The organism is Haliscomenobacter sp. (genome assembly GCF_040403615.1).
Classification (GTDB): Bacteria; Bacteroidota; Bacteroidia; order Chitinophagales; family Saprospiraceae; genus Haliscomenobacter.
On the sequence record NZ_JBBAKG010000128.1, the window covers coordinates 1 to 14,418 of the forward strand.

Annotated in this window: 4 protein-coding genes; all 4 read right to left on the reverse strand. The window is 44.8% G+C overall.

Annotated elements, in window-relative coordinates; genetic code table 11:
- Positions 1 to 1,723, reverse strand: a 1,723-nt coding sequence (locus ABW391_RS25500) for a hypothetical protein (RefSeq protein WP_353484732.1), incomplete at its 3' end; no start/stop codon positions are given.
- 94 nt (positions 1,724 to 1,817) lie between these two features.
- Positions 1,818 to 2,747 (reverse strand): hypothetical protein, encoded by a 930-nt coding sequence (locus tag ABW391_RS25505; protein ID WP_353484733.1) that lies wholly within the window; start codon positions 2,745 to 2,747, stop codon positions 1,818 to 1,820.
- Between the two features lie 34 nt (positions 2,748 to 2,781).
- Positions 2,782 to 4,968: a hypothetical protein gene (locus ABW391_RS25510; protein ID WP_353484734.1), complete on the reverse strand. Its 2,187-nt coding sequence runs from the start codon at positions 4,966 to 4,968 to the stop codon at positions 2,782 to 2,784.
- 72 nt (positions 4,969 to 5,040) lie between these two features.
- Complete coding sequence (locus ABW391_RS25515) at positions 5,041 to 14,376, reverse strand: hypothetical protein (RefSeq protein WP_353484735.1); 9,336 nt, start codon at positions 14,374 to 14,376, stop codon at positions 5,041 to 5,043.
- Positions 14,377 to 14,418 lie beyond the last annotated feature (42 nt).

Sequence of the window (14,418 nt, forward strand, 5' to 3'; positions counted from 1 at the left end):
ATTCTCTTATGCTTTCAGTTATGTCCAAATCCATTATTGGAGAGTTGCTCCTTCGAGCTTTGAAATCATATAAATTCGTCGTATTTGCACGTAGTCGTATCTCGTCTGTAAATCCAGCAATGGATGCGGCTACCCAGTCTTCTATTTTCGTGTGACGAGTTCCATAAGAAGGATCAAAGTACTCTGTTCCCACTTTTATGAAATAATGATCCTCAAAATCCGAATAAGGGTTTTCAACATTTTGACCTTTAATGCCTGGTAAATCATAAAAAGCTAAAGGACTCCCTGCTTTCCATTTTTTATAACTATTCCCTTCTGAACGAGGGTCTGCATCTGCCGATTCAAAAATATTTAAGTATGGGTAATTCCCTATTGTGGTCTGTTTTGAAAAAGCCCAGTTTTGTATTAAAAAACCTTTATCATTTTTTGGGGCAACAACAATCATGTAATGCTTAATCCCTTGTACAAGCAACAACCTGCTCAATAGATCTGCAAATGCACCACACTCACCATCTATAATTTTTTTTCCGTTTACAAGTGTTGGTAAACTGTCAATGATGCCTCTTGAGCAGCCTTTATTTGGAGTAAGATAATAGGTAAAGGGAATTGCCTCTTGATCTGGTCGAAACATTTGTAGATGGAGAGACCGTTCTTTAAAAGCATTCCAGATTATATCAACCATTTCTTTTTCACTACTGACTCCATCAGCTTGTGAACATGTGAAATAAAGGTGTTCAATTCTTGCCTGGATGTTGGTGGGTGGTTTATTGAGTATTACAAAAATTTGATGTTTGGACGTACCAGTAAAAAACCAGTCTGAGGTTTCACCTATTTTTAGAAACCAATCTATATTTAATAAATTTCGGAGACTTATTTTATGCTCCAAACTAAACCAAACACCATCGGCTGCAGATGCAGTAATTAGCCCTGAGTTAGCATTGTATACAGCTTCAAAGGGAAGACTCTCTATCCCGTCATATTTAATCTTGACCCTAATTGTATTACTTATTACCTTATTCTGAGGGCATTTGATCTCAGGGAACATTTGCATGTTGGTTCCTCCAACATAACATAATGGTGAACTACTAGATAACGAATCCGACTGGTATTTCCATTCTGGTTTATTGTTGAATTCCACAGGATGGAAATTTTTGAAAGTAATTCTGCTCAAATACACCTCCCCCGCCAGCACCTCCTCTCCTCTCATCTTCCGTTCCAACAAATCCACAATTTTTTTCACGCCCGCGCCCGCCGCCTCAGCCCATTTACCCAGGCCTAGGTTAGATAGCTGTTGCTCGGCCACTTGGCTACCCATGCTCGTCAGAATACCTTCCAGTTCCAATAATTCAGTGGGGGGCAGGATGCCATTATCTGGCAGGCGCAGTTTCCAACGCAGGTTGAGCGAGCGCCCGTCGGCAGCCACTTGCCACACCATGAGCAGGTAAGCATTCAGGTTCAGTTTGCTGCGCAAAATGGGTTGGCGGGCAGCCGGAATGGCTTGCCCTTGTACTTCGGCATCGGCGGTTTGAAAGGCGGCATCGAAAGATTGTTCGCCCTGCATATTGATTGAAAGGTCGTAGAGGCCTACGTCTAGCACCTGAAAACCAGTGGTACGGAAGTAGGAATTGACTAAGTCAGTCAGGCGACTTGCTTCGCTGTGCAGGGTTTGTTGTGCTCCGTCGAGTAAGCCCGAGTAGTTGCGCTGGAGCAGCGCCTGGCCCATGAGTCCCGTATTACTGCTCAGGAGCAATAGGAGTAGAGGAAAGAAATAGCAGGAGCGAAAACAATGCATTAGTTTAACCTTTAATCGATTTATCTTATTTTTCAGGCAACATCTCATATGTTCTCTTTCGTTCTTGCATCCATGATCTAATAATTTTTTCATCATAGGCTCCAGCTGATAAAATTTCATCAAAGCCCTTAATCAATTTTGCTAATTCCATACTAGATGCTGAAAAATCAGTATGATGAAGTGCATGACCCACTTGTTGTTTTCCATAATCACTAAAAAGAAAATCAATCAAGAAATCAGTGCTTTCTCTTGTACGGATGAATGCGAAATCACTAAAAATGTCATAAAGAACATCTCTATTTTCTTCTTTTTTTGCTTTGATTATTAGGTAGTTCATGGCTTGATGATCTCCTTTTTTTGCTAAAGCAATTGCTGCACGCCATTTGGGGGAGGCTAGATATCCTCCCGGGCGATTTTCATCTTCGGGAAGCATTTCAGGACCTTGAGAGAAGAAGTTACGCATAATTTCATCTCCATCTGACCAGTCTAATTTTCCTACCAAAGGAAAAAGTGGCGTAGTGTGTAAAGTAGGGTGAAGGATCAACGCTTTAAGCATATTTAAACGCATCGCATTAAAATCTTCTTTATGTGCAAGCCGAACCAAATCATGCATATTGTGCAGCCGCAACCATTCAGATTTATCTAGGGCACCCAACATAAGTAACTCTACAATTTTTTGATGGCTCTTAGGCTTACTATCGTAGTAGTATAAATCAACTAATGCAGAATAATACTTATCGCGTTTATCATGGGGGTAAGTCAAGATATTTTTGGACACTATTTCCAACTCAGGAATGACTCTTCGTTGAAATTCAGGGTTACTTAACAGGCTATCTGGAAACCAGTAATCTCGGCTTTTCATCCTGTTACTGATGATTTCTTTAATGTTTTTTTTCTGTGCAACAATACCCTCAGCAAAAAAAAAGAACAAAAAGAATACAAGTATCAATTTCATTATAAATTGTTTGTTTTGGTTTCAAAAATGATTTTCACCTGAGCCTGACAACTGCGTCCTGTATTTTTATCCACTGAAACGCTCGCAATACTGTCCCATTGCATTTTAGATCATATGCCATCAGATTAAAGGAATCTGCACCGGCAGGAATTGCAGGGATTAGGTCATCTTGATCTTCTAAGTTGAAGATGGCATGTCCAATTTCATGAGCAATTGATCTTCCTCCGCATTGCATGCTCAAAGGAAGAGTGGATGAGTTTGATCCTGATAAGGATATTCCATCCGTTTTGTTTCCTGAAACATCAACTTCATTTGTATAGCCTTTGATAAAAATTACTATTACAGTTTTACTTTTGGTTTTAATCGGGTTATTCGGCCTTTTTTTATTGTAATTATCTATGAGTGCTTGATACTCATTATTGCCTGCTTTATTAAGTAGCCCATCATAATCTAAATCATAGTTAACCGCTATATGATCAAAGTTCAAGTCCGAAATGAATTTTATCCCAACTTTTTCATAAACATTTGAAGTATAGTTGGTATATGTGTTTAAATTATTAGTAAAACCACTTGCATTAATTTTTGCCCTTGTAGAATCTGCGTTAGTCTCTGTCTTTCCATCCACACCATTTTCTATACCAGTTACTATCCCATTCACTTTTAATATTGAATCATCACCATGAATTTGTGTAGGATCAGTATCTAAAAAATTATTTACGCCTAATCCAATTGCCAGTTGATTCATCTCACCGTTCCCTGTTTTTTTGATTTTTGGTGCAATGATATCATTTTTGTGCACAGTGGTATTCAAAAGGCCATCTGCGCCTGTATTGATCACCATACCAACGATTTGATCGTCAGGTTTCAATTGAGAATCAATTTGATTATTGCCTCCGGGCAATATTCCTTGAGTATTGGGAAGTCCTTGATTAAAACTAATTAATTGAACATCATCATCTTCCTCATCCAATACGACATACTTAATGTTGATTGTTGTTGTATCTGGACACCAGATCGTCATTTTTCCATGATCACAACCTTGTAACCCACCAACATGAGTTTTTAATACATCTGCCCGCACTGCTCCTACACTAATTGTCACAATTTGTGATCCAGAAGTAGCTTTCTGAGGAGTGACTGTTCCACTACCTGTAGAGAAATAAACTTTATGAGCTACTGAATTGGGTTTAATTTTTACCAAAATATTGTCCGAAAAGGTTTTGGGAATATTTTTCCATCTGATAAAATCGCCATTTGGATCTTTAGAGTAAGAGATGTATTGGGGAATTTCATTTTCATCAAACCCATATTTACCCTTTGCATCTTCAAAATCCACATCCACCACATATACCCTAAGCGTTGCACTGTGCTGTAAGCCGACACTATCCGTTAAATCGGCTTGAATAACTGTTCCTGAAATTGCAGAGGCCTTCATGCGATCAATTTCCGCAACATTGCCGGAGAGATATTTGGCATTGCTCCATTTTTGTTTCCCATTTTTAGTAAACGGAAGACTGTCATTTCGGTAGGCATTTACCTTCAACACCACTGCACATTGACAAGTAAACAAGGTATCATTTGGCCCATACTTTTTGCCATCTACGATAAAATAACCAACAGCTACCGGGTTCAACAACAGATTAAACTTGGCCAGGGCAGCTGCAAGTGCTTTTTGAAAATAATTGGTATTGTTTGCAAAAGTAGAACCAAATGCATCATTGGTCAAATCTTCAATTTGTCCTCTCTTAAGGGGTTCATATGCAGAGAGTCTAGCAAACCCATTCCATTGCACATACAGCAACATATCCGCTTGGTTTGCTTCATGCTCAAACCAAGAAATCATCAGTACAAATGGTATACTTGAGCCGACATTGAATTTGGTTTGCAATTCAGCCAGGATTTTGGGAAGTAGGCTTTGCGCATTATCAGCGGTATAACTGGCCGCAATGCCATATATTCGATAATCAAAGCTCAAAAAACCATGTGCTTGGCTAAGGCTATCGGCAGACTGTACCAAGCGGAGTTCATCTCCGTCGTTCAACTGCATCAAGTCGATGCCTTTTTGTAGACCACCCAGCAATGGGGCATTTTCATTCTCCCAAACTTTAAGTTGTGGGTGTTCAAAATGGTGGGTAAGCAGTTGTAGCTGTCCTTCAACTGCTTTCGCTATCTGCTGATATAAACAAAAAGCTATGATCAAGGTCATTTTTATTTTTGACATTGGAGTTGCTTTTAGAGGGTTATTTACTTTCCTGCTTTTGCACATTCGGGTTGATGGTGCCATAGTACACGTTCAGGCTTGCACTGCTCCCCGCTCCTTTGCCTGGCACGCTGTATGATAAGCGCAAAGGATAAGTACCATCCGGGGCAGCGGTGTACCGATGGCTTTCAAGCTTGGCAAGAATTCTGGCAACACGCAACAATTGCTGCATGAGCTGGAACTGGATGATGCATAAGTTGTGCTTGTTCCCACCGTACATTTGGACAGCAGGGCTGCCTCATAATCCTGCACTTGATTGCGGAAATCCTGAAAATCGGCAGTCAGTTCGAGCAGGACGTCAAATTTAAGGGCTTTGCCTCCATTGGTCCAACTTACGGCCTGGTCGGGCGAAGTACCGTTGCGGGCAAGCGGAATAAACTGGAATACACCATCAGCAAATTTTGAACGATATTCCTTGTACAGCAGGTTTTTCTGCGCTTGGTACCAGGCATTGTTGTACAAGTTGGTTTCAATTTTCACAAAGCTACTGCCACCATAACCACCGCCTGTTTCCAGCTCATCAAACGCTTCGGTTGCGCTGCTGAGCACAACCTGATAGCCATTCAAGGTTCGCGTAGCTCCCTGTGCAAAAGCCGTTGCTTTTTCCTGAAAGGTTTGGTAATTGCTGGTGCAGAAATTGAGGGTGGTCAACAATCCTGGCGGCAGGCTGGTGCCGCCATTGTTGTCATTGGCACGCGTGCCTGCTTGCGCCAGGCGGCGAATTTCAAGGGTATAACACTGCCCAGGGCGCAGGATTTCGTTGGGGAAGTTGAACGAAATGCGCTTGCTGGACAAATTGTACTGCACATCGCCTTGCCACAGTTGAGCCCCAGCAGCGCTCAATAAGATGGCCTTGGGGGCATTGCTGCCTTTGAAAAGATCAGCCTGTCCTTGGCTCAATTCAATAAACTCTTCCTCACTGGCGTATTCACCTGGGTAGAAGTGCTGCATGCCACTGATGGGGTAACTTGCAACAATATTGGCTGGAGTGATGGTCGTAGCAGCTGCTCCGGTAGTGAAAGTGACCTGTTTTTCCTGACGACCTATCACTGTGCCATTTTTGGAATATTTCACCCGTACAATGAAGGTAAATCGGGTGCTATCAGCCAGGGCATCAAATGGCTGGAACTTCAAGGTGCGTCCATCAGTGCTGAGTGTGGCACGGGCAGGCACCACCGACTGGGTTACACTTTCCATCAGCACTGGGCTACCATCCAATTCTACCAAATAAGCAATTGGATTGCCATTGTCATCATAGCTTTCAAGGGTACTGTTCATCGGAAACTGGAAATCAGCAGCTGGAATGGCCGTAGTGGCAACATTTGCAGCGCCTTCTTCGGGACGCAAAGCGGCAATAATCTGGTAATTTTGTTCCAGTGATTGTTCGGTACCGCCTGCATCTTGCAATTCGCCACAATCTTGCCCCAAGGTAAATTGCAGGTTAAATTTCCCTTTGACCAAACCGCCGAGAATGCGGTAACTGCCTCCTACTGCGCCTCGTGCAAAGGTTGGATTGGGCATTTTACCTTGTAGTGCTGCGCCAACAGCCAATTCGGCAATGGGAAACTGCTTGTTTTTAAATTGAAGTCCAACCGAAGCACGCAGGTACGCATAAACCTGACCACTGGCATACCAACCATTGAAACCGATCGGTTTGCCCGTAGTGGAGCAAGTCGCGTTGCCATAGTCAATCAATGCCAAATCGGCACCCAGGTTGATGTTCATGTTGGCGTATAGGGGTTTCAGTTTGTCAAAATTGGCTTTGAAATCTAAACCTACTCCAAACATGACTCCGCCACCGCCGCCTTGACTGGCATTACCTGCTAAAATGGAAGAGGAAATCCCCATTTCGGTAAAATAAGACGGCAAGCTCGCTGGTGGTGGCAACTCTGATCCAAGATCCAGATACATTCGCGCTGCACCAATGTCTCCCACCAGTGGAATCTGAAAATTGGCTCGAATGGGCTTTTGAGGTGTGCCAATGTGAATGAACCATTTTTTATCACTGAAGTGAATTTTGGCTTCCCCGCTCGCCGTAAGCGCTCCAGGAATAGCGGCATTCACTTGCAATAACCCATCAAAAGCTTTCTGTGAAAAACTGTACTTGAGGTTTACGCCTACTCGGATCGATGCGTCGTTGGTATCCACTCGCCCTTCGATGTTTGACTCCTTCAGCATCGTTCCCAGCCCGGTCATGGATAAGTCGTTTAATCCACCACCGTCGTTGAATTGTGCGGAGAGTGCCACTAGCGCATTGAATGCTTTGCCATCAGCTGTACCCAGCAGCAATGAAGCTTTTAAACCCAAACCTGCGCTCGAAGATGGCTGATATTTGATTCCCGTAAGGGACTGGCCAATCGAGAAACTATTGATATTGGCACCAATAGAAGTGAGAATAAGTGAGGAATCCTGCGCTTGCATGTGGTTCCAAACGCCGCCGCCAAAGCCCTTGATGATGCCTGGTGTAGTTTTGGGTAGTAGCCCCATCGCATCTACCATGAAATATTTGGTTTCATCAGGTGTGGTACCGAATAAGGCAACCGCTTTGATGCCTGCGCCTTTCACCGCTTCTATCAGTAATTGTGCATCCAATCCGCCCCAGAATCCGTTGCCAAATGCGCCTTTGTTTTTAAAATGTTCCACAAAGCCATTTACGGCGAGGAAACCTTTTATTTGGCCATCTACACTGAATCGTTTGACTTCAATTCCATCTGGCAGCCAGCGTTGTCGGCCAGTACTAACATCGAGGCGGCCTTTCATTTTGAATCCACCTACAATGTTGAAACCTCCATTTTCCGGGCCAATGCTCAGTCGAACCCGGAAACCCAATCCAGGACTAGCTCCACCTTCCGCTTGCACACTGTCAACGCCTAAACCAAATCCATCAAAATTGGCTTTTACCCCTAGAGATGTAGTTGGGCGATCCCATACTCCCGGATCAAAATAAGGTGCCGTATTTGAAACCGTCAAATCTTGAAAACGGAGTTCGGGTATTTTGATTTTGAGGCCAATGCTATCTGTATTTACTTTAATCACCCCATTCAGCACTGCTTTGGCATAAAAGCGCCGATCGGCGTAAGTGACCTGAATCTTGGAGCTTTTTTCCAAATTGACATCGGCAAACCACATCCCGATTTTTTTTCCGGTAGCCGGTTGTACACTAAACGTGTAGCGCCCACCTTCTTCGATCATTGCGGTATAGCGCACACAATCATCTGGAGTAATGTCCCCTCCCGAGGCTTTGCTAAGAATGGGAATGTTGACCAAGCCTCCAAATCCTCCTCCAGAAAACTTGTTTTTGAGCACCTTCACCAAAACAGAGTCAATAGAGAATGCCCAGCCATCAAGATTTCCATCCTGCAAAGGTACAACTGGCCCAGGAATAGAAGCAACCACACTAACACCCTGATCGTCGATGACCATATCCGTCAAAGAAACCCCTCTGGGTGCCCGCGATTTGTCCAGTTCTTGAGGCAGGTAAATTGAGAATTGTTTCATGTAGAAACCCTTCCATAAGTCTCGGTTTCCTGCATTGGCAAAGGGGTAATTTTCCGGGAATTTCAGATCACTTGGTGTTTTGGTGTCGCTCATGTCAATGTAGGCATCGCTTACCCTGAATAGAAAACCTCCATCCTCACTTAAGCCAAAGGGGTGAGAAAAACTGACTCCCATGGTGAAATCATCCCAGGCTGTAATGTAAGTGGCCAGGGTAGCCTTGAGTCTGATCGAATCCGGAGCTGGTTTAAGGGTTTCGCTGTCGTATGGCACTAAAACATTGCGGCAAAATTCAATTTCAGCAGCCAGGTTGAGTTTTGAAAACCCATTGCAATCCCATTCAATGTAAGTCTGGTTGTTGGCCAAGAGTTTCAATTGAGCGATGTCGGTCAAGCGCAAAGGTGCATCACATTTCAAGGTAAGCTTGGCATTGTTGTAATCTGCTCCACCTGGCGTAAAAGGTACATTCAAAGCCTGAAAGACTACGGAATCTCTGCCTCCAGGTGCAGGAAGGATCAAATAGGCGTTTAGCACTCCTCCGCGGGTTGCATCGAATGAAATATTGTCCAGGATGATGGAATAGGATTTTCCTCCTACTTCTTTGGAAATCGACAAAGGAAGTAGTACGGCACCAGTATCTTTGGCATTGCCGTCGGGAGGGAAGAACTGGGTTGATTTTTGACGGACAATATCTTGCAAATAAAATGCACGATGGGTTCCCTCAATAAATTCAGTTCCATTGTCCAGCAAACGGTTTATGGTAGCTTGACGAGTTTGGGATTTGATTGCCAAGTTGCTGTCGTAAACCTGAGATGATACATAATTTGCATTGCTTAATCTAGAACTCAGCTCAGGAACACTGCCCCTGGCAGGAGCCTCTACCTGGTAAAAACCTACGCTGGGCGTAGTGTTGATATTACCAATTCCAACCAAAGCTGCTTGGGCATTTTGAGATGCACGGGAGGCAATTTGTCTTTTGATCCAGGCGTTGAAACGTTCTTTATTCTGAAATGCTTGAACTGAATCAGCTGGGAGTCTGCGAATTAAATCATTTAGCCATTTAATGAGTTCTCCTTTTTCCTGGGCAGATTGCAGTCGTTGTGCCTCTTCGCTGATTGTTTGAAGTTCTTCCTGTTTTTTGTCGCAAGGATAAAGTTCAACGTGCTTTTTTTCCAAAGCTTCCATTCCAGCCTGACGGCTTGCACTCAAGCTGAGTACTTTGGGTGCGCTTGAAAATTGCCTCCACATTCCTTCTTTGACATATTGCCCCTGGCTACCAAATACGTAGGTAGAGTCCGCAAGGCTTAAGGCTTGAAAAGCATTTCTTGTTTCCGTACGAATTCCGGCACAATGCACTTTTTGTTGAGTGTACAATTCTTCCAGTTCAATAATCAAATCTCCCAAGACCTCCGTAACCATCGTGCCTATGCTGTCTTTTATTTGTTCTGAAAGCTTTGCGCCAGAATCTGTCATCGGCCCGAGGGTATCTTTGGTCGTTAGCCAGGCATAAGGTTCGACTTTTCCATAACACTTGCTGTTTTTGGGGTCATTCATGTCTTTTTGTGTACAGCCCATTTCATTGGTAGTGCCGCCATCTTTATAATTGCCATTGCAATCAAAACCATTAGGATCATATGTACGGTCAATATATAATCCCGCTACTGGTGGGTCACCTTGCCAAACACAATCTTTGAATTTCTGGGCTTCGCGGCGTTTTTGCTCAGCGATACTGTCTTTTTGCGTCGAAAAAGTTGGGCAAAAATCGGCTTCCTTAGGGTCTGGGCAGCGGAATTCAACCTGATTTGGAGCGCGAACAGCTTGCATGGTTCCAGCAATTACCTTACCGTCTACATTGACTTGTATACTGGAGAATGAGACTTTGACCGCTTGTTGTTGGAAGGGTAAAGTCAATAGACCATTTCCGCTAAACGTACCTGCACCACCTGTTACATTCCATATTTTTACTGGAAAACCATACATCCAAATGACATCTTCCGCTTGCAAATTTTGCCGCAATGTTTGGTTCAATTGTGGTTGTTGGTATGGCGTTCCGCAAGGATGTGGATTGCCAACTCCCAACAAGCCTTCTCGGCTACCCCTGATCAAAATGATCTGCTTGCGAATGCTGTCGTTTCCACAAGAGTCAATAGCTCTCCAAAAACGCACTAAAACGGTATCACAAAATCCACGAGCTATTTTTTGTACATTTTGTAACGTGACTTGAACCCTACGACCGCTATTGTCTGATGCCCGAGGCTGTTCGTCAGGCAATGGGTTTCCGCAAGCCACCACAATTGAATCTTGTGGAAAATCGATAAACCGAGGAGGTTTTTGATCTTTTACCACCAGAGTCTGAGTGGCCATGGCCTTCCTTCCACATTCATTCCTGGCTATCCAGGTTCGTTTTACGTTTTTTTGGCAGAGGCTTGAGTCAGATAGTAATGTATCGCGTACTTCAATGGTCACAGTACCACAGTCGTAGCAACCTTTGTCCAATTCTACAATGGTTGTTTTGCCTTCAGGAGTAAGGAGTCCGAGAGTTTGACGGCCTGTGCCGGAGAGATTGTGGTAGAAGTTGGCAACTGACTTGTATTTGTCAATGTCTATCGTATCTGAAGCTTGTTCCAAAGAAATAAGAAATGGAGCCGCAACAATGGAGGCACTCTTTTGCTCAACGCAACCCATCCCAATTTCACCTTGAAGTGTATAAGTTCCTGCTTGGCGAACCCACAAGTCAGTCTGGTTTGATACAACAACACCTTGATCGTCTTTCCAAACCAAATTTCGATAGTTTCCTCTGGCAGAGAGCAGTAAAGAATCTTCGCATAAAGCAAATGAAGCAGCATCAATGCTCAAGGTATTATTTCCTGTGTTTTTGCTTACTTGAATAGTAGCGGGTAGTGCCGTTGATCCTTCCTGTTCAACAATGTATGTTCCTGGAAGACTTGGTTTGAAAGTAGCTCCACTGGCTACAATATTTCCATTTTCATTTTTCCAGACATAAGGCCCTGTTCCTCCACTTGCGGTTAGTAATGCACTATCCTGCGCGCACAAATTCAGCGTTGCCAGACTAATGCTCAACTGCGGGCACAAGGTCACATTGTAAATTAGGCTATCAATAATGTTGCCATCATCGTTGGTGATGATCAAACGGTAAATGGTACTTGACTGTGGCTTAACCCAGGTGTACGAACTATCGGGGTTGCTCAGCCCAGCATCGGGCAACCATTTCATGCACCAGGGATTGAGGCCGGGTGTGCCGATCAGGAGGGAGTCGCCCGCGCAGAGGTCGATGCAGGTTTCTCGGCTGCCGATGGTGATGGTGGTATCCACGATGCAGGCCGTATCTGGAGAGGCAATTGAGAGGGTATATTTTCCTGCCCTCAGGCCAGTAAATACTGGACTGTTGCTCCATGCCGCGGTGCTGTCGATCCGATAGCGCCAGTTGCCTGGATGCGATGCTTGAATGCGGATTTGGGCATTGGCGCTGTCGCAACGGGTGCTGGGGAAGGTATCGATCTGAAGGACCGAAGGGATGTAGGAAAGGACGGTGATCGTATCCGTTGCTGTGCAATTGGCCGCATCTACCACCTTGAGGATATAGGTTCCGGCGCTGTCTACCCTAAGTTGAGCAGTGGTAGCGAGAACCGCTCCGGACACTGTTTTCCAGTTGTAGGTGGATGTCGAAACGGTGGAAGGCGGCTCCAGGATTATTGCTGACTGGGTACAGGTAAGGGTATCGCTGAGTGCCAACTGCACCAAGGGCAAGGGTTTGTGGACTACGTTTCCAGTTGCCGTTTGGCTACATCCAGTGTTGACGTCGGTCATGGTCACACGATAAGTACCTGGCACAGTTGTGTTGAAAGAACGGACACTACCTGGGTTCGTTGCCCCATTGGGCACCTCCCAACTGAAGCTCATTCCATTGGTTGCGGCGCCGATTAAGTTAAGGGTTGCCGTTGTTCCCGAGCAAACTTGTACATTTGGAAGGGTAATGGGCAGAGGAGGTAGTTTCTCGTTGATGATAACCGTAGAACTGGCGGTACAATTGCGGCCATCCAAAGCGGTTAAGGTGTACGTCCCATTCCCCTTCTGCTGCAAATCGGTGCTAAAATCCCATGTTCCTTGCGGAGCAATCACGTAGCTCACTGCTCCCTGTGCATTACTCGGAATGGGGATGACATTGACATTGCCTGCAATACAATCCTGGTCATTTTGGAGGCTATAGCTCAAGCTCAAAGGCAAAGCCTCGTTGATGTTGATCAAACTTGGAAGCGAGTTACATCCGGCCCCATCCTGGGCAATCAGGCTATACGCCCCTGTTGTTTTGCCGCTGAACACCCCCGAAGCTTGTAGTGCGCCACCATCCAGGCGGTAGCTGTAATTGCCCCGGCCTCCGCTGGCATTGGCCGTGATGATCACGTTGTTTTGGATGCAATCCAGGTGGTTGGATACGGTGGAAGATACCGTAACCGAGGCGGGTTGAGAGATACTTGTCGAAGCCGTACCAGTACACCCATGCGAATCTGTCACAGTAAGTGAATAACCATTGGCTGGCAAATTGCTGATAGTGGAGCTAGTTCCACCGTTATCCCAGGTATAGGCATAAGGTGGAGAACCACCTCCTACATTGGATTGCAGCACACCATCTGAGCCACCATGACAAGTTGAATGTGCGATAATCGACAAATCTACCCCGATATTTGTTGGTTCGTTTACACTTATGCTTCTTGTAACCTTGCAGCCTTTTGCATCTGTTACCGTTACCGCATAAGTACCAGCGCGCAGGTTTTGATTGACGGCGGTCGACCTTCCATTGCTCCAGGTGTATTGGTAAGGAGCAGAGCCTCCAGTAGGACTCAAACTGATGCTGCCGTTGGATGCACCAGAGCAGTTGACCGCTTGCACTACCGGAGTTGGCAATTGCAATTGGCTGGCTTCTGCAATGGTAAGGTTTGCGCTGGCGCTGCAGCCAGCCGCATCTTGTGCAACAACGGTATGAGGACCATTTGGTACATTTAAAAATGTTCCCAAGGTCTGAGCCGTACCATTGTCCAAACGAAAGCTCAATGCTCCACGAGCTCCGGTGGTACTGGCTACAATGTTGGCATTACCAGGAATACAATCCTCCTCTTTCAGTTTACTCAAACTGAGACTCAGCTGAGCAAGTTCGCTGATGCTTACACTTGTATTAGCGGTGCAGCCTGCTGCATCCTGCGCAACTATGGCATACGTTCCTGTGCTTAAATTGGTAATCACATTGCTGAAGAGCGGGCTACCGTTGTTGACCTTCAAGGTCAAGGTTCCCCTAACTCCACTAGTATTTACCGTGATTTGTGCATTGCCTGCTGGGCAGTCACTCTCGTTGGCTTTACTTGTACTGGTGATTTGTAAAAGTGGCGGTTCAGCAATGCGGATAGACATGGTATCCTGGCAGTTCGCTGCATCTTTAACCGTAATCAAGTGCCGTGCCGAGGATAAATTTGAAAACAAGGAACTGCTAGTAAATCCGCCTGTATTCAGTTTGTATTGGATTGAACCTTGTCCACCGCTAATTTGGGTGGCAATTTTAGCATTGTTTAAGGTACAATCATCGTGTTGACTTGGGGTGAGGCTAACAATGTCAAGAGGAGTTTTCTCATCAACCAGTATTTTTTTACCAATTATACAAGTTCGAGTATTGTCGGTAGCCTGTACTTCTACCCAAATACTATCCCGACCGAAGGGTCCAAAATCAGGTGACCATTTCCAAGCACCACCATTGATGCGCCATAAATTTACCGCTGCTCCTGTACCTTCCGCAGTGATGCTTGTATTGATGCGTACTTGTGTATTGTTTTTTATACAATCCGTTGCACCAGATAGATAAGTCAATCCTGAAATATCTACAGCAATAGATTCGGTTTCAAAAAAGTC